Source organism: Pseudomonas oryzihabitans, assembly GCF_007665395.1.
Classification (GTDB): Bacteria; Pseudomonadota; Gammaproteobacteria; order Pseudomonadales; family Pseudomonadaceae; genus Chryseomonas; species Chryseomonas psychrotolerans_C.
Genome location: NZ_VDND01000001.1, coordinates 1 through 15,619, shown reverse-complemented (window position 1 = coordinate 15,619; position 15,619 = coordinate 1). Strand labels below are relative to the sequence as shown.

Annotated in this window: 16 protein-coding genes and 3 tRNA genes; 12 read left to right on the top strand and 7 right to left on the bottom strand. The window is 64.5% G+C overall.

What is annotated here, in order from left to right; all coding sequences use genetic code 11:
- Positions 1 to 137: 137 nt before the first annotated feature.
- The 6 genes from FSV73_RS00095 (at position 138) to tcyN (ending at position 5,488) form a co-directional block, all read left to right on the top strand.
- The gene (locus FSV73_RS00095; RefSeq protein WP_145002194.1) at positions 138 to 1,277 is read left to right on the top strand and encodes a glutathione-independent formaldehyde dehydrogenase; all 1,140 of its coding nucleotides are present in this window, start codon (positions 138 to 140) and stop codon (positions 1,275 to 1,277) included.
- Between the two features lie 158 nt (positions 1,278 to 1,435).
- Positions 1,436 to 2,089 carry a 7-cyano-7-deazaguanine/7-aminomethyl-7-deazaguanine transporter gene (locus FSV73_RS00090; protein ID WP_145002192.1) on the top strand — a complete coding sequence of 218 codons (654 nt, stop codon included), beginning with the start codon at positions 1,436 to 1,438 and terminating at the stop codon, positions 2,087 to 2,089.
- A gap of 68 nt (positions 2,090 to 2,157) precedes the next feature.
- On the top strand, positions 2,158 to 3,150 hold the full coding sequence (locus tag FSV73_RS00085; RefSeq protein WP_145002190.1) for a D-cysteine desulfhydrase: 993 nt from the start codon (positions 2,158 to 2,160) through the stop codon (positions 3,148 to 3,150).
- A gap of 108 nt (positions 3,151 to 3,258) precedes the next feature.
- On the top strand, positions 3,259 to 4,056 hold the full coding sequence (gene tcyJ / locus FSV73_RS00080) for a cystine ABC transporter substrate-binding protein (protein WP_145002188.1): 798 nt from the start codon (positions 3,259 to 3,261) through the stop codon (positions 4,054 to 4,056).
- On the top strand, positions 4,053 to 4,727 hold the full coding sequence (gene tcyL, locus FSV73_RS00075) for a cystine ABC transporter permease (RefSeq protein ID WP_145002186.1): 675 nt from the start codon (positions 4,053 to 4,055) through the stop codon (positions 4,725 to 4,727). The genes tcyJ and tcyL overlap by 4 nt, the downstream gene beginning before the upstream one ends.
- A complete protein-coding gene (gene tcyN, locus FSV73_RS00070; protein ID WP_145002184.1) occupies positions 4,724 to 5,488 on the top strand; it encodes an L-cystine ABC transporter ATP-binding protein TcyN in 765 nt (254 codons plus the stop codon). Before tcyL ends, tcyN begins: the two co-directional genes overlap by 4 nt.
- Here the strand turns inward: tcyN and epsC are convergent.
- The gene (gene epsC / locus FSV73_RS00065; protein WP_145002182.1) at positions 5,479 to 6,423 is read right to left on the bottom strand and encodes a serine O-acetyltransferase EpsC; all 945 of its coding nucleotides are present in this window, start codon (positions 6,421 to 6,423) and stop codon (positions 5,479 to 5,481) included. The two genes, tcyN and epsC, sit on opposite strands and share 10 nt — an antisense overlap.
- 117 nt (positions 6,424 to 6,540) lie before the next feature.
- Between epsC and sseA the strand changes: the two genes are divergently transcribed.
- The 6 genes from sseA to FSV73_RS00035 all read left to right on the top strand — a co-directional run bounded on the left by sseA (position 6,541) and on the right by FSV73_RS00035 (position 11,243).
- A complete protein-coding gene (gene sseA / locus FSV73_RS00060) occupies positions 6,541 to 7,392 on the top strand; it encodes a 3-mercaptopyruvate sulfurtransferase (RefSeq protein ID WP_145002180.1) in 852 nt (283 codons plus the stop codon).
- A gap of 159 nt (positions 7,393 to 7,551) precedes the next feature.
- Positions 7,552 to 8,115: an alkyl hydroperoxide reductase subunit C gene (gene ahpC / locus FSV73_RS00055; RefSeq protein ID WP_059314743.1), complete on the top strand. Its 564-nt coding sequence runs from the start codon at positions 7,552 to 7,554 to the stop codon at positions 8,113 to 8,115.
- Positions 8,116 to 8,198: 83 nt separating this feature from the next.
- On the top strand, positions 8,199 to 9,758 hold the full coding sequence (ahpF, locus tag FSV73_RS00050; RefSeq protein WP_145002178.1) for an alkyl hydroperoxide reductase subunit F: 1,560 nt from the start codon (positions 8,199 to 8,201) through the stop codon (positions 9,756 to 9,758).
- A 208-nt stretch (positions 9,759 to 9,966) separates the two neighbouring features.
- On the top strand, positions 9,967 to 10,632 hold the full coding sequence (locus FSV73_RS00045) for a gamma-glutamylcyclotransferase (RefSeq protein ID WP_145002176.1): 666 nt from the start codon (positions 9,967 to 9,969) through the stop codon (positions 10,630 to 10,632).
- Entirely contained in the window at positions 10,629 to 10,856 is a 228-nt protein-coding gene (locus FSV73_RS00040; RefSeq protein WP_145002174.1) for a TIGR02450 family Trp-rich protein, read from the top strand. Before FSV73_RS00045 ends, FSV73_RS00040 begins: the two co-directional genes overlap by 4 nt.
- Before the next feature lie 126 nt (positions 10,857 to 10,982).
- Entirely contained in the window at positions 10,983 to 11,243 is a 261-nt protein-coding gene (locus FSV73_RS00035; RefSeq protein WP_059228066.1) for a hypothetical protein, read from the top strand.
- A 42-nt stretch (positions 11,244 to 11,285) separates the two neighbouring features.
- On the opposite strand, the gene FSV73_RS00030 is transcribed toward FSV73_RS00035, so the two are convergent.
- The 6 genes from FSV73_RS00030 to gacA form a co-directional block, all read right to left on the bottom strand.
- Positions 11,286 to 11,372 (bottom strand) — tRNA-Leu (locus FSV73_RS00030).
- 105 nt (positions 11,373 to 11,477) lie between these two features.
- Positions 11,478 to 11,551, bottom strand: a tRNA-Cys gene (locus FSV73_RS00025).
- Positions 11,552 to 11,586: 35 nt separating this feature from the next.
- Positions 11,587 to 11,662, bottom strand: a tRNA-Gly gene (locus FSV73_RS00020).
- A 61-nt stretch (positions 11,663 to 11,723) separates the two neighbouring features.
- Positions 11,724 to 12,284, bottom strand: coding sequence for a CDP-diacylglycerol--glycerol-3-phosphate 3-phosphatidyltransferase (gene pgsA, locus FSV73_RS00015; protein WP_145002172.1), 561 nt, complete (start codon positions 12,282 to 12,284; stop codon positions 11,724 to 11,726).
- A gap of 31 nt (positions 12,285 to 12,315) precedes the next feature.
- Entirely contained in the window at positions 12,316 to 14,142 is a 1,827-nt protein-coding gene (uvrC, locus tag FSV73_RS00010) for an excinuclease ABC subunit UvrC (protein WP_145002170.1), read from the bottom strand.
- 1 nt (position 14,143) lies between these two features.
- Positions 14,144 to 14,788 (bottom strand): response regulator transcription factor GacA, encoded by a 645-nt coding sequence (gene gacA, locus FSV73_RS00005; protein ID WP_145002168.1) that lies wholly within the window; start codon positions 14,786 to 14,788, stop codon positions 14,144 to 14,146.
- Positions 14,789 to 15,619 lie beyond the last annotated feature (831 nt).

The window sequence follows — 15,619 nt, the reverse complement described above, 5'->3', positions numbered from 1 at the left end:
GACGATTTGAACTCCCATCCGCTTGACGCTGCCCTCCCCTTGAGGCGACAGCTCAAGCCGCTCTCTCCTAGGGACGATTTCCATCAACCCAAGCGGGTGCCCGTAGCGGACCAGCGTGGCACTCCGGAGTGCACATCATGAAAGCTGTGGTTTACCAGGGCCCGCGCGACGTCGCGGTCAAGAACGTAGCCGATCCCCGCATCGAAAAACCCACCGACGTCATCGTCAGGATCACCACCACCAACATCTGCGGCTCGGACCTGCACATGTACGAAGGGCGCACCAGCTTCGAAAGCGGCCGGGTCTTCGGCCACGAGAACCTCGGCGAGGTGGTGGAGGTCGGCCTCGGCGTCGACCGCATCAAGGTCGGCGACCGGGTCTGCCTGCCCTTCAACATCGGCTGCGGCTTCTGCGAGAACTGCGAGCGCGGCTTGACCGGCTTCTGCCTCACCGCCAACCCGGGTGTAGCCGGCGCGGCCTACGGCTTCGCCGACATGGGCCCCTACCAGGGCGGCCAGGCGGAGTTGCTGCGGGTGCCCTATGCCGACTTCAACTGCCTGGTCCTGCCCGAGGACGCCGCGGAACGCGAAGACGACTACGTGATGCTCTCCGACATCTTCCCCACCGGCTGGCATGCCACCGAACTGGCCGGACTGCGTCCGGGCGAGTCCATCGCCATCTATGGCGCGGGGCCGGTTGGCCTGATGGCCACCCACGCCGCCATGATCCGCGGCGCCTCCGAGGTCTATGTGGTGGACGACCAACCGGATCGCCTGGCCCTGGCGGAAAAGCTCGGGGCCAAGGCCATCCATGCCAAGGAGGCCGATGCGGTGGAGCAGATCCTCAATCTCACCCATGGGCGGGGTACCGACCGTGGCTGCGAGTGCGTCGGCTACCAGTGCTGCGACCACCATGGGCGCGAGGCCAATCACCTCACCATGAACAACCTGGTGGCCTCGACGCGGGCTACCGGCGGTATCGGCGTGGTCGGGGTGTTCGTGCCCCAGGACCCGGGCGGCCAGAACGACTTGGCCAAGCAAGGCAAGATGGCCTTCGATTTCGGCAACTTCTGGTTCAAGGGCCAGCAGATCCGTACCGGCCAGGCCAACGTCAAGAACTACAACCGCGAGCTGGCGCGGCTGATCCACGTCGGTAAGGCGCGACCCTCGCAGATCATCTCCCACCGCCTGAGCCTGGCCGAGGCGCCGGACGCCTATCGGCATTTCGATGCGCGGGACGACGGCTGGACCAAGGTGGTACTCAAGCCGGCCGCCTGAGTCCGTTCAGCCTCACCGGGAGCGCTCCGGGAGGAGCGACTCCCTTCAATGCCCGGACGCTCGCTGGTGAGCAGCGCCCGGTTTAGGCTAGGATGGCGCCGCCCCGGATTCCGGGGCCTGGGTTCCCTCACCCCAGGCACCTCCAAAAAGGCCCTTTCATGCTCGCACCTCGTCCATCCACGCGCCGTACGGCGGTCGCCGCGCTGGTCGCCTTCCACGTCCTGATCATCATCGCCAGCAACTACCTGGTGCAGCTACCCCTGCAGCTGCTCGGCTGGCACACCACCTGGGGCGCCTTCAGCTTCCCCTTCATCTTCCTCGCCACCGACCTCACCGTCCGCCTGATGGGCAAAGCCGCGGCGCGCCAGGTCATCGCGCGGGTGATGATTCCGGCGCTGGTGGCCTCCTACGGCGTCTCCGTGCTGTTCCAGGACGGCAGCTTCCAGGGCTGGGCGGCGCTGGCCGCGCTCAATGTCTTCGTCCTGCGCATCTCCCTGGCCAGCTTCTGCGCCTATGTGCTGGGCCAGTTGCTCGACATCCAGGTCTTCGATCGCCTGCGCCGTTCCCGTCACTGGTGGCTGGCGCCCACCGTCTCGACCCTGTTCGGCAATGCCCTCGACACCCTGGCCTTCTTCGCCGTGGCCTTCTGGCGCAGCCCCAACCCCTTCATGGCGGCCCATTGGCCAGAGATCGCGCTGGTCGACTACGGCGTGAAGCTGACGGTCAGCCTGATCCTCTTCGTACCGCTCTACGGCCTGCTGCTGCGTTCGCTGATACCCCAGGCCTGGGCGCACCGGACCGATCCGGCCTGAGACGAGGATTGCTGGTGGGTACGGCTTCGGCCTAGAGTGACGCCACCCTCACCAGGCCAGGTCCCGCCATGCTCGCCACCGCCCTCGCCCGCTTTCCACGCCTGACGCTGCAGGCCTCCGCCACGCCACTGGACTTCCTGCCACGGCTGTCGGCGGAGCTCGGGCGACCGGTCTATTGCAAACGCGACGACACCACCAGCCTCGCCCTGGGCGGCAACAAGGTGCGCAAGCTGGAGTATCTCGTCGCCGAGGCCCTGGCGGCAGGCGCCGACACCCTGGTAACCGCGGGCGCCATCCAGTCCAACCACGTGCGCCAGACCGCCGCGGTCGCCGCGCAGCAGGGACTCGCCTGCGTCGCCCTGCTGGAGAATCCCCTCGGCACGACCGACCCCGGCTACCTGCAGGGTGGCAATAGATTGCTGCTCGAGCTTTTCGGTGCCCAGGTCATCCCCGTCGCCGCGCTCCAGGATCCGCCCAGCCAGCTGGAGGCCGAGGCCGAGCGCCTGCGCCAGCAGGGACGCACGCCCCGGGTGATCCCCGTCGGAGGTTCCAGCGCCTTGGGCGCCCTCGGCTATGTCCGCGCCGGCATCGAGCTGAATGCGCAACTGGAGGCGCTCGACCTGCACCCGGCCGCCGTCATCCTCGCCTCGGGCAGCGCCGGTACCCAGGCGGGCCTGGATCTCGCCTTCCAGCACCTGCGCCCCGAGGTACCGGTGATAGGCGTCACCGTGTCTCGCCGCAACGCTGACCAGCTGCCGAAGGTGACGCTACTGCGGCAGCAACTGGCCGAGCTGCTCGGCGTGCCGGTCCCCCTGGCGCCACCCCAGCTGCGCGACGCCTACCACGGGCCGCGCTATGGCGAACCCAACCCCGCCACCCTGGCCGCCATCCGCCGCCTGGGCCGGCTGGAAGGCCTGGTGCTGGATCCGGTCTATACCGGCAAGGCCATGGCCGGGCTACTGGACCTGGCGGCCCACGCCGCGTTGCCGCCTGGCCCCCTGGTGTTCCTGCACACCGGCGGCGCCCCGGGCACCTTCGCCTATGGCGACTGGCTAGCCTGACCAGGCCCTGCGCACGGGATGCTGGCATAAGGTCAGCAGTTTTCGAACTAAGGTGGTCTGATCAGACACCTTCATAGTGGCGCACCTCTACCAACAAGGATCACCTCCATGCGTAAACCTCTCTCCCAGCGTCTCTTCCGTAGCGCCGCCCTGCTGCTGGCCCTGGGTCTGGCCCACCAGGCCACCGCCCAGGCCGAGGACCTGCTGCAGACCGTCAAGCAGCGCGGCGAACTGGTCGTCGGCCTGGAGGGCACCTACCCGCCTTTCAGCTTCCAGGACGAACAGGGCCAGTTGACCGGCTTCGAGGTCGACTTCGCCAAGGCGCTTGCCAAGGAGCTGGGCGTGAAGGCGAAGATCGAGCCGGGCAAGTGGGATGGCCTGCTGGCCGCCCTGGAATCCCGGCGCCTGGACGTGGTGATCAACCAGGTGACGATCAGCGACGAGCGCAAGAAGAAGTACGATTTCTCCACCCCCTACACCGTTTCCGGCCTCCAGGCCCTGGTGCGCAAGGATGACGCCGCCACCATCAAGACAGCCGCCGACCTCGCCGGCAAGAAGGTCGGTGTCGGCCTGGGGACCAACTACGAGCAGTGGCTGCGCAAGAACGTCCCCCAGGCGGACGTCCGCACCTACGAAGACGACCCGACCAAGTACCAGGACCTGCGCGTCGGCCGTATCGACGCCATCCTCGTCGACCGCCTGGCCGCCCTGGAACTGCTGGCCAAGACCAAGGACCGCCTGGCCCTCGCCGGCGAGCCCTTCAGTCGCCAGGAATCAGGCATCGCCGAACGCAAGGGTGATCCGGAATTCCACGCTGCCATCGACCAGGCCATCGCCAAGCTGCGCGCCGACGGCACCCTGGCGAAGATCTCGGAGAAGTGGTTCAAGGCCGACGTCACCCAATGAGCGACACGCTACAGCTCCTGCTCGATTCGCTGCCCTTCCTGCTGAAGGGCGCGATCTGGACCGTGGTCCTGAGCCTCGGGGGCATGTTCTTCGGCCTGCTGCTGGGCTTCGGCCTGGCGCTGCTGCGCCGCTCGGCCCATGTCCTGCCGCGCAGCCTCGCGCGGCTGTACATCTCCTTCTTCCGCGGCACTCCGCTACTGGTCCAACTGTTCGTCATCTACTACGGGCTGCCCGAGCTCGGCGTGCAACTCGATCCGCTGCCGGCGGCGCTGATCGGCTTTTCGCTGAACATGGCCGCCTACACGGCCGAGATCATCCGCGCGGCCATCGGCGCCATCGACCGGGGCCAGTGGGAAGCCGCGGCCAGCATCGGCATGACCCCGCTGCAGACCCTGAGGCGCGCCATCCTGCCCCAGGCCCTGCGCATCGCCCTGCCGCCACTGGGCAACAGCTTCATCGCGCTGGTGAAGGACACCTCGCTGGCGGCCACCATCCAGGTGCCGGAGCTGTTCCGCCAGGCCCAGCTGATCACCGCCCGCACCTTCGAGATCTTCAGCCTCTACCTGGCGGCGGCACTGCTCTACTGGATCCTGGCCAGCCTGCTGTCCACGCTGCAGGAACGCCTGGAACGCCACTACGGGCGGCACATCAACGAAAGGGGCTCGTCATGATCGAGGTGCAGGGACTGTCCAAGTCCTTCCAGCGGCAGCCCGTCCTCCAGGCCATCGACCTGGAGGTGGCCCAGGGCGAGGTGGTGGCCATCATCGGTCCGAGCGGCTCCGGCAAGACCACCCTGCTGCGCTGCCTGAACCTGCTGGAAACCCCGGACGCCGGCACCATCCGCCTGGGCGAGCTGCGTATCGACGCGGCCAAGCCGTTGAAAACCCAGCAGGGGGTCATCCGCCAGGTGCGCCAGCGCATGGGCTTCGTCTTCCAGAACTTCAATCTGTTTCCCCATCGCACCGCGCTGGAGAACGTGATCGAGGGGCCCATCGTCGTCCAGGGCGAGGACCGCGCCAGCGCCCTCGCCCACGGTCGCGAGCTGCTGGCCAAGGTCGGCCTGGCCGACAAGGCCGACAGCTATCCGGGGCAGCTGTCCGGCGGCCAGCAGCAGAGGGTCGCCATCGCCCGGGCGCTGGCCATGCGCCCCCAGGCGATCCTCTTCGACGAACCCACCTCGGCGCTGGACCCCGAGCGGGTCGGCGAGGTGCTGGCGACCATTCGCGAGCTGGCCCAGGAGGGGCGCACCCTGCTCATCGTCACCCACGAGATGGCCTTCGCCCGTGACGTCGCCCACCGGGTGCTGTTCATGGACGGCGGCCGCATCGTCGAGCAAGGCAGCGCCGCCGAGGTCTTCAACCAGCCGCGCGAAGAACGAACCCGGCGCTTCCTCGCCAAGTTCGTCCGCGACCAGGCGGCCGACTACTCCTGAGCCAGACCGGCGCAGCCTTGCAGGCTGGCCTGGCTGACGTTGCTGTTGGCCGGGACGCCGTGGGTCAGCCAGACATTGCCACCGATGGTCGAGCCCTGGCCGATGGTGATGCGGCCAAGGATGGTCGCCCCGGCATAGATCACCACGTCGTCCTCGACAATGGGATGGCGCGGGTGACCCTTCTTGAGATTGCCCTCGGCATCGGCCGGGAAGCGCTTGGCGCCCAGGGTGACCGCCTGGTAGATGCGCACCCGGTCGCCGATGATGCAGGTCTCGCCGATGACCACGCCGGTGCCATGGTCGATGAAGAAGCCTTCGCCGATCTGGGCGCCGGGATGGATGTCGATCCCGGTCGCCGAGTGCGCCCGCTCGCTGACCATCCGCGCCAGCAACGGCAGGCCGCTGCGATAGAAGTGATGGGCGATGCGGTGATGGATCATGGCGTAGATGCCCGGATAGCAGAGCAGCACCTCGTCCACGCTGCGCGCGGCCGGGTCGCCCTGGTAGGCGGCGATCACATCGGTGTCCAGCAGGCGCCGCAGGTCCGGGAGCGCCAGGGCGAAGCCCTGCACCAGCTGGCGGGCCTCGTCGGCGCGATTGCTGCCGTTCTCGCCGCGTTGCTTGGCGAAATAGTCGAGTTCCAACCTGGCCTGGATCACCAGGGCGTTGAGCGCGCGCTCCAGCTCGAAACCGACGTAGAAGTCCTCGCTCTCCTGACGCAGCTGATCCGGTCCGAGTCGCAGCGGAAAGAGCGCGCCGCTCAAGGATTCGATCACGCTGGCCATCACGCTGCGCGAGGGCAGCTCACGGCCGCTGAATTCACGGAAGCGCCCATGCGTTTCACGCCAATGGCTGCGTGCGGCATGGAGTTCGCCGACGATACGACTAAGTTGCCAGTCGTTGCCACCCGTGGAGTGCCCGTTGTTGTCGCTCATAAGTCTTCTACCCAGTTGCCAGATCGTCGAGGATAAAGTATCCGCTGCTCTCTGACAGCCCACGCCGCACCGGGCGCGGTAAGCTGTTCGACCTTCGCCAACCCAGGAGCGCCCACCATGATCGCCTCCCCCCTGGTCACCGCCGCCTGGCTGCAGGCGCAACTCGGCCGCGCCGAGCTGCTGATCCTCGATGCCAGCCTCTACCTGCCGAACGAGCCGCAGGTAGCCGACGAGACCTATCGCCAGCAGCACATCCCTGGCGCCCTGCGCTTCGATATCGAGCACTTCTCCGATCCGGATACCTCCCTCCCGCACATGGTCCCCAGCGCGGGGCGCTTCGCCCGGCTCGCCGGCGAACTGGGGCTGACGCCGGACACCCTCGTGGTGGTCTATGACCAGAAGGGGCTGTTCTCCGCCGCCCGTGCCTGGTGGCTGTTCCGGCTGTTCGGTCATGACCAGGTGGTGGTGCTGGATGGCGGCCTGCCACTCTGGCGGGAGCTGGGCCTGCCCCTGGAGGCCGGCGTCAATCGGCGCGAAGCTCAGCCACCCTATCCGACCACCCTGAACAACCGCCTGCTGTGCGGCCTGGGCGATGTCCAGACCGCCCTCACCGTGGGCCAGACCCAGGTGCTCGATGCCCGGAGCGCCAAGCGCTTCACCGGCGAGTTAGCGGAGCCGCGCCCGGGCGTGGCGTCCGGCCATATGCCCGGCAGCCAGAATCTGCCCTACGACAGTCTGTTCACCGCGGACGGCACCCTGTTGCCGGCGCAGGAGCTACGCCAGCGCTTCCAGGCCCTGGGGGTCGACGGCCTCCATCCGGTGATCACCAGCTGCGGCAGCGGCGTCACCGCGGCGGTCCTGCTGCTGGCCCTGAACGTCGCCGGTTTGCCCGATGGGCGCCTCTACGACGGCTCCTGGAGCGAGTGGGGCCAGCACCCGACCACCACCAAGGTATTAGGCCCGGCGTGAGCCGAGCTAAGGTACTGATTTCACTCGATCCCTGTAGTATCCGATAGAGGCGCCTAATCACCGACATCGCCTTTAACAATGAGGCAAATCGTCAAAAGGCGATTAGTATGCGTCCTATCGAATTCAACCCTTATCTTCAAACCCCTCAAGGAGTCATCAATGTCCCTGATCAACACCGAAGTGAAGCCCTTCACCGCGACTGCCTACCACAACGGCAAATTCGTCCAGGTGACCGAGGCCGATCTGAAGGGCAAGTGGTCCGCCATCGTCTTCTACCCGGCCGACTTCACCTTCGTGTGCCCCACCGAGCTGGAAGACCTTGCTGACCTGTACCCCGAGTTCCAGAAGCTGGGCGTCGAGATCTACGGCGTGTCCTGCGACACCCATTTCGCCCACAAGGCCTGGCACGACACCTCGGACGCCATCAAGAAGGTCAACTACCCGCTGGTCGGCGACCCCACCGCTCGCCTGGCGCGCAACTTCGAAGTCCTGATCGAAGAAGAAGGCCTGGCCCTGCGCGGCACCTTCCTGATCAACCCCGAAGGCCAGATCAAGCTGTGCGAAATCCACGACAACGGCATCGGCCGTGACGCCAGCGAACTGCTGCGCAAGGTCCGCGCTGCCCAGTACGTCGCCAACCACCCGGGCGAAGTCTGCCCCGCCAAGTGGAAAGAAGGCGAAGCGACCCTGACCCCCTCGCTGGACCTGGTCGGCAAGATCTAACGCCCGCCTGATCTAGCCCGAGCGCCCGGGCGCCTTGCCCGCGCGCTCTTTTTTTGCCCATTTTTTACGGAAGCCACGTCGCCATGTTGGACGCCAATCTGCAAGCCCAGCTCAAGACCTACCTCGAACGCGTCACGCGCCCCATCGAGATCGTCGCGTCCCTCGACGATGGCGCGAAATCCCGTGAAATGCTCAGCCTGCTGCAGGACATTGCCAGCCTGTCCGACCAGGTCAGCCTGAGCACCGACGGCAGCGATGAGCGCCGTCCCTCCTTCGCCCTGCTGACCCCTGGTCAGAACATCGACCTGCGCTTCGCCGGTCTGCCCATGGGCCACGAATTCACCTCCCTGGTACTCGCCCTGCTGCAGGTCGGCGGTCATCCGTCCAAGGCCAGCCAGGACGTCATCGAACAGGTCAAGGCCCTCGATGGCGATTACCAGTTCGAAACCTATTTCTCGCTGTCCTGCCAGAATTGCCCTGACGTGGTCCAGGCACTGAACCTGATGGCCGTGCTCAACCCCCGGGTCAAGCACGTCGCCGTCGACGGTGCCCTGTTCCAGGACGAAGTCGAGCGCCGCCAGATCATGGCCGTGCCCAGCGTCTATCTGAACGGTGAGCCCTTCGGCCAGGGCCGCATGGGCCTGGAAGAAATCGTCGCCAAGCTCGACACCGGCGCCGCTGCCCGCTCCGCCGACAAGCTCAAGGCCAAGGACGCCTTCGACGTCCTGGTCATCGGCGGTGGCCCGGCCGGCGCCGCAGCGGCTGTCTATGCCGCGCGTAAGGGCATCCGTACCGGCGTCGCGGCCGAGCGTTTCGGCGGCCAGGTGCTGGACACCCTGGCGATCGAGAACTTCATCTCCATCAAGGAGACCGAAGGCCCGAAGCTCGCCATGGCCCTGGAAGAGCACGTCAAGCAGTACGAAGTCGACATCATGAACCTGCAGCGCGCCGAGCAGCTGATTCCGGCCCACGAAGCCGGCGGCCTGCACGAAGTACGCTTCACCGACGGTGGCTCGCTCAAGGCCAAGACGCTGATCCTGGCCACCGGTGCCCGCTGGCGGGAAATGAACGTGCCGGGTGAGCAGGAATACCGCAACCGCGGCGTCGCCTACTGCCCGCACTGCGACGGCCCCCTGTTCAAGGGCAAGCGCGTCGCCGTCATCGGTGGCGGTAACTCGGGCGTCGAGGCCGCCATCGACCTGGCTGGCATCGTCGCCCACGTCACCCTGATCGAGTACGACGGCCAGCTGCGTGCCGATGCCGTACTGCAGCGCAAGCTGTTCAGCCTGCCCAACGTGACCGTCGTCACCAGCGCCCTCACCAGCGAAGTCAAGGGTGATGGCCAGAAGGTCAATGGCCTGGTCTACAAGGATCGCAACTCCAGCGAGTTCCACCACATCGACCTGGAAGGCGTCTTCGTCCAGATCGGCCTGGTACCCAACACCGATTGGCTCAAGGGGACCGTGGAGCTGTCGCCGCGTGGCGAGATCGAAGTGGACGCCCGTTGCCAGACCTCCCTGCCCGGCGTCTTCGCTGCCGGCGACGTCACCACCGTGCCCTACAAGCAGATCATCATCGCCCTAGGCGAAGGCGCCAAGGCATCACTGGCCGCCTTCGATCATCTGATCCGCACCAGCGCCTGATCCGCGCTGCCATGAACAGCCCGGCACCTGCCGGGCTTTTTTTCGCCCGCCGAATTGCCCAGGTCCTGGCATGCTTCTCGCTGCGCTCTAACCAAGCGTCATAAAGATGGGCACGAACGGTCTATGGGTTCCCGGCATACTTTCGTTAGGATCTTATGACCGGGCTCCTAAAGGCTCGGCAGCTTTTGCGGTTGAGGACCAGGCACTCATGCATAGACAGATTTCCCAGAGTACTCTCGCTTGCTACCCGCCCAAGCTCGCACCTGCCACGCCCCTCACCCACCCCGAACTCGTCGCCTCCCTCGAAGCGACCCTGGCGCAACGCCAGCCCGGCCCGGTCTGGCTGTTCGCCTACGGCTCGCTGATCTGGCGCCCCGAGTGCCCCGCGGTCGCCGTCCGCCGGGCACGCGTCCATGGCTACCACCGCGGGCTCTATCTCTGGTCCCAACTGCACCGTGGTACCCCCGAGCAACCCGGACTGGTGCTGGGGCTGGATCGCGGCGGCTCCTGCGCAGGCTTCGCCTACCAGCTGCCCGAGGAGCAGCTGGACGACCACCTGCTGGCCCTGTGGAAACGCGAGATGCCCGACGGCTCCTACCGGCCCCGCTGGCTACACTGCCACCTGGAGGACGGCAGCAAGGTCCAGGCGCTCGGCTTCGTCCTGAAGCGCAACCTGCCCTGCTACGCCGGCAGTCTCCCGGACGACGTCCTCAACCGCGTCCTGACCGAAGCCTGCGGCCATTTCGGCACCACCCTGGAATACGTCGAGCGCACCATCTCGGCGCTCCGTGCCCACGCCATGCCCGATCGCAACCTGGAAGCCCTGCTGCAGCGCTATCGCAGCGCCCCGCTGCTGGAGGCCCTGCAGGGATGAAGCAGCGTCAGATCAACCCCCACAAGCTGCTGCTCAGCAAATGGACGGCCGTCCAGCCACGCGAGCGCCAAAAGCACTTCATCGTGACCCGGGTCCATGCCCCGGAAGTCGAGACCGACCCCATCTCCCAGATAGATCTGCAAGCCGTTCTCACTCGCCGTACCTGGACGCTGGACTGGCACGAGTTGCTGGATGCAGAATGCTGGCTGCAAGGCTGGCAATGAAACTCCGAACGCAAGGCCGGGATTTTGCGACTAGCATCGCGATATGGCGGCACTTCTCTGCAAAGGTGAAACCCTGTAGCAGCCAATGCTGTCACAGTGCCACCTTTGAACAGGAAGCTTTATCGGATGACCCTCTATGTGGAACTCGCCAGCGCCTTCAACACCCTCAAGGGCGGGTTCGAGCCGTTGCGCTGCGTGATCTCGACACGAGACCAGCGCGCCTACGACGTGGAAGTTTTTTCCCGTAGCGGCCAGTCGGTACTCAAACGCCCCATTGCCCGTACCGAGCTGCTGGACGCCGCCATGCTCGAAGCCTTCATTCTCGACAGCCGCTCCCGCATCGAGCGCGACGCGGACGAGACGCCCTACTGGACGATCCCCTCCTGAACGAAAAAGGCCACTCATGCATGAGTGGCCTTTTGCTTTGATTGGTGCCCGAGGCCGGAATCGAACCGGCACGACCGCGAAGTCGAGGGATTTTAAGTCCCTTGTGTCTACCAGTTTCACCACTCGGGCAGAAGCGAATCCTCAGATGCCGGATTCTTAACACCTGATCCAGTATTTACGCATCCCTGGATGATGAAAAGCCCCGTAGACCTGGATCTACGGGGCTTTCAATAGTGGAGGCCGAGGTCGGAATCGAACCGGCGTACACGGATTTGCAATCCGCTGCATGACCACTCTGCCACCCGGCCTCAAACCTGAATGTCTTGCGACACTCACGTAAACATGGAGCGGGAAACGAGACTCGAACTCGCGACCCCGACCTTGGCAAGGTCGTGCTCTACCAACTGAGCTATTCCCGCTTGGTGACGGGCGCCATTCTATATCAGCCGCCCTGCATGTCAAGCTATTGATTCAAAAAACTTATTTCTTTTTCTCGGCGCTCATCAAGTGGGGCCAGGCCGCCATCAGGTAGGTGCACATCGACCACAGCGTCAGGGCAGCGGCGACCATGAGCAGGCCGTAGCCACTGATGACCCAGAAGGTCAGGTGCGGCGGATTGGCCAGCAGGATCACCAGCGCCAGCATCTGCGCCGCCGTCTTCCACTTGCCGAGATTGGAGACCGCCACCTGGGCCCGCGCGCCTAACTCCGCCATCCACTCGCGCAAGGCGGATACTACGATTTCCCGCCCGACGATGATGACGGCAGGCAACGTCAGCCAGGCACTGGCGTGCTCCTGCACGAGCAGGACCAGGGCCACGGCGACGATCAACTTGTCCGCCACCGGATCCAGGAAGGCTCCGAAGGGCGTGCTCTGGCCCAACCGGCGGGCGAGATAGCCATCCAGCCAGTCGGTCGCACAGGCGATGGCGAAGACGGTGCTGGCCGTCCAGTAGCTCCAGTGGACCGGCAGGTAGAACAGGATGACGAAAAGCGGAATGAGGAAGACGCGCAGTACGGTAAGCAGATTTGGAATATTCATTGGCGCGGCTGTTGATGAACGTGGGGCGATTCTACTCGCTGTGCAAGGCGGCATAAATCTGCTCGGCCAGCTTTTTGCTGATGCTGGGCGCCTTGGCTATTTCCTCTATGCTCGCACGTTGCAGCTCTCGTAGCCCACCGAAGTGCTTGAGCAGCTCCTGCCGGCGCTTGGGACCGATGCCCGCCACCTCTTCCAGGGAGGACGTCCGACGCGCCTTGCCGCGGCGCGCCCGATGTCCGGTGATGGCGAAGCGGTGGGCCTCATCGCGAATCTGCTGGATCAGATGCAGCGCGGGCGAATGCGCCGGCAGAGTGAACTCGTTCGACGGATCGTCCAGATACAGCACCTCGAGGCCGGGCTTGCGCGTGACACCCTTGGCGACACCGAGCAAGACCAGATCCGGCACCGCCAGCTCCCTGAGCACCTCCCGCGCCATGGCCAGCTGGCCCTTGCCACCATCGACCAGCAGGATATCGGGCAGCTTGCCCTCCCCAGCCTTCAATCGACTGAAGCGGCGAGTGAGCGCCTGATGCATGGCGGCGTAGTCGTCGCCAGGCGTCACGCCGTCGATGTTGTAGCGGCGATAATCCGACTTGAGCGGTCCTTCCGGCCCGAAGACCACGCAGGAAGCCACCGTCGCCTCGCCACTGGAGTGACTGATATCGAAGCATTCCAGCCGCTGGGGCGGCTCCGGAAGATCCAGGGCCTGCACCAGGGCATCGAACCGCACGCCCATGTGCTGCCGGTTGGCCAGCCGCGTATTCAGCGCCTGCTCCGCGTTGGTCACCGCGAGCTGCTGCCAGCGTGCCCTGGTACCCCGCACCCGATGGGCAATGACCAGCTGCCGCTTGTGTACCTCGGCAAAGGCATCGACCAGGGTGGGGAAATCCTCGTGCACGGAATTGACGATGATTTCGTCAGGCAGATCCCGCTCCAGATAGGCCAGGTAGTACTGCTCCAAGAAGGCGGCGAGGACCTCGCTGGAATCTTCCTCGATCCCGACTTCCGGGAAGAAGTTCTTGCTGCCCAGCACCCGGCCAGCGCGCACGGTGACCAGATGGACGCAGGCTCCACCCGGATTGACCAGGGCCGCGATGACATCGACGTCGCCGCTCCCGCCTTCGATGCTCTGTTGATCCTGGACGCGCCTGACCAGGGCAACCTGGTCACGCAATTCGGCGGCCCGCTCGAATTGCAGATTGATCGAGGCGCTTTCCATCTTGGCTTGCAGCTCTTCGGCCAAGGCGTTGCTACGGCCTTCGAGAAACATCGCGGAATGGCGAACATCCTCGGCATATTCCTGTTCGCTTACCAAGGCGACACAGGGTCCCTTGCACCTCTTGATCTGATACTGCAGGCAAGGACGGGTGCGATTGCGGAAATAGTTGTCGTCGCATTGCCGGACCTGAAAGGCCTTCTGCAAGAGATTGAGGCTTTCGCGTATCGCCCCCGCGCTTGGGTAGGGCCCGAAATAACGGCCCTTCCCTCTCTTCTCGCCACGATGGATGGTCAGTCGCGGATACTGATCTTCCGTGGAGAGATACACGTAAGGATAGGACTTGTCGTCGCGCAGCAGGATGTTATAGGGCGGACGCCACTGCTTGATGAGATTCTGCTCGAGCAACAGCGCTTCGGTCTCGTTACCGGTGATGGTGGTCTCGATCTGCGCGATCTTCGACACCATGGATGCGGTCTTGGGGGCGAGACCGGTCTTTCTAAAATAACTTGAAAGCCGGTTCTTTAGATTCTTGGCCTTACCTACATATAAGAGCTTACCGCCCTCATCGAACATCCGGTAAACACCCGGACGTCCACTGCAGCCAGCGAGAAAAGCCGCAGCATCGAAAGATTGACTCATATCAACTCGTTGCATCTACCATGCCGTGGCGAACGGCCAACATGGCCAGTTCGACATCGCTGGTAATCGATAATTTCTCGAAGATCCGGTAGCGGTAGGTATTGACGGTCTTGGGTGACAAACACAGTTTGTCGGAGATGACCTGAACCTTCTGACAGCCCGCGATCATCAAGGCGATCTGGATCTCCCGCTCGGACAATTGATCGAACGGCGAGGCTTCGGCCTTGGACTGGAAGGGTTTCAACGCCAGCTGCTGGGCGATCTGCGCACTGATATAGCGGCGACCGGCAAAGGCCTGCTTGATGGCGGTGATCATCTCCTCGATGTCCGCCCCCTTGGTCAGGTAGCCTGCGGCTCCCGCCTGCAGCAGACGGGTGGGAAACGGATCTTCCTCACACGCGGTGACCACGACGACCTTTAGATCGGAGCGACTGCGCAGGAGTTTGCGGGTAGCTTCGAGCCCACCGATACCGGGCATCCGGACGTCCATCAAGACCACGTCCGGCTCGAGCTCACGAGCCAACCGGAGCGCGTTCTCACCACTATCTGCCTGGCCAACGACCTGGATCCCTGCAACGTCCGACAGCATCCTGACGATACCGGTACGGACAAGGTCATGATCGTCGACAACCAGCACCTTGATCAAAATCGAATCCCCTTCGCTTGCGCTTTCATCGCCTGCGTCACCTGACTGAACGATCCCACAGCCCTAAACCTTAACGAACCAAGATCCTGGACTGAGCTATAAATTGTGCCGATCCCATAAAGAAAAAAGGGGTACGACGTCCGCACCCCCTTGGCTACCGGCCTTAGGCCATTGATCATTGTATACCGAAAAAACGCAGGAAAATGAAGCGGATCCAGCAACCTGCCTGGGTATGGGGGGTGCGATCTTACCAGCGGTACTCCAGCGCCCGCCCCTGCTCCGGTCACTTACGAGATAGGGGACAGGCCCGAGCAGAATACCGAGCTACAGCGGCTCAGGAGCGTTCTCGCCCTGATCGTATATCCGCCTTGGTAGGTTGGGCTGAGCGCAGCGAAGCCCAACATAGGGTCTCCACCTTAAAGCCCGTATCCCACGGAGCTCGAACGTTGGGCTTCGCCGGCTCAACCCAACCTACAGCGATCTGATCGCGCTGATCGCGGCCATGGGCCGCTCCTACGAGGGGCCGTCTGTACATCAGTGGATCGCCAAGACAGCCATGGCCCGGCGCAGCCGGGCTGTGGCTGCTCCTGCTCTTGGAGGCTTCAACGGGTACATGGGGCCATCAGGCCACACGCAAGCCCCCCGCAGCACCGCTCCTAGCCCCCTCTCCCCCTGGGAGAGGGTTGGGGTGAGGGCAAACCTGAGCCACCTGACCTGCCGGCGTCGACTCAAGCACTCCTAGCGCCCCAGCCAAACTTTTACCCGCCACAAAGACAACACCCCCGTCAGAATGAACTGAGCGGGGGTGCTGGGTGTTAGGCGCTTGACGAT

What these genes read in the sequence shown, in the direction of transcription:
- FSV73_RS00095 (WP_145002194.1), top strand. Translation starts at nt 138, where the DNA reads ATGAAAGCTGTGGTTTACCAGGGCCCGCGCGACGTCGCGGTCAAGAAC.
- FSV73_RS00090 (WP_145002192.1), top strand. Translation starts at nt 1,436, where the DNA reads ATGCTCGCACCTCGTCCATCCACGCGCCGTACGGCGGTCGCCGCGCTG.
- FSV73_RS00085 (WP_145002190.1), top strand. Translation starts at nt 2,158, where the DNA reads ATGCTCGCCACCGCCCTCGCCCGCTTTCCACGCCTGACGCTGCAGGCC.
- tcyJ (WP_145002188.1), top strand. Translation starts at nt 3,259, where the DNA reads ATGCGTAAACCTCTCTCCCAGCGTCTCTTCCGTAGCGCCGCCCTGCTG.
- tcyL (WP_145002186.1), top strand. Translation starts at nt 4,053, where the DNA reads ATGAGCGACACGCTACAGCTCCTGCTCGATTCGCTGCCCTTCCTGCTG.
- tcyN (WP_145002184.1), top strand. Translation starts at nt 4,724, where the DNA reads ATGATCGAGGTGCAGGGACTGTCCAAGTCCTTCCAGCGGCAGCCCGTC.
- epsC (WP_145002182.1), bottom strand. Translation starts at nt 6,423, where the DNA reads ATGAGCGACAACAACGGGCACTCCACGGGTGGCAACGACTGGCAACTT.
- sseA (WP_145002180.1), top strand. Translation starts at nt 6,541, where the DNA reads ATGATCGCCTCCCCCCTGGTCACCGCCGCCTGGCTGCAGGCGCAACTC.
- ahpC (WP_059314743.1), top strand. Translation starts at nt 7,552, where the DNA reads ATGTCCCTGATCAACACCGAAGTGAAGCCCTTCACCGCGACTGCCTAC.
- ahpF (WP_145002178.1), top strand. Translation starts at nt 8,199, where the DNA reads ATGTTGGACGCCAATCTGCAAGCCCAGCTCAAGACCTACCTCGAACGC.
- FSV73_RS00045 (WP_145002176.1), top strand. Translation starts at nt 9,967, where the DNA reads ATGCATAGACAGATTTCCCAGAGTACTCTCGCTTGCTACCCGCCCAAG.
- FSV73_RS00040 (WP_145002174.1), top strand. Translation starts at nt 10,629, where the DNA reads ATGAAGCAGCGTCAGATCAACCCCCACAAGCTGCTGCTCAGCAAATGG.
- FSV73_RS00035 (WP_059228066.1), top strand. Translation starts at nt 10,983, where the DNA reads ATGACCCTCTATGTGGAACTCGCCAGCGCCTTCAACACCCTCAAGGGC.
- pgsA (WP_145002172.1), bottom strand. Translation starts at nt 12,284, where the DNA reads ATGAATATTCCAAATCTGCTTACCGTACTGCGCGTCTTCCTCATTCCG.
- uvrC (WP_145002170.1), bottom strand. Translation starts at nt 14,142, where the DNA reads ATGAGTCAATCTTTCGATGCTGCGGCTTTTCTCGCTGGCTGCAGTGGA.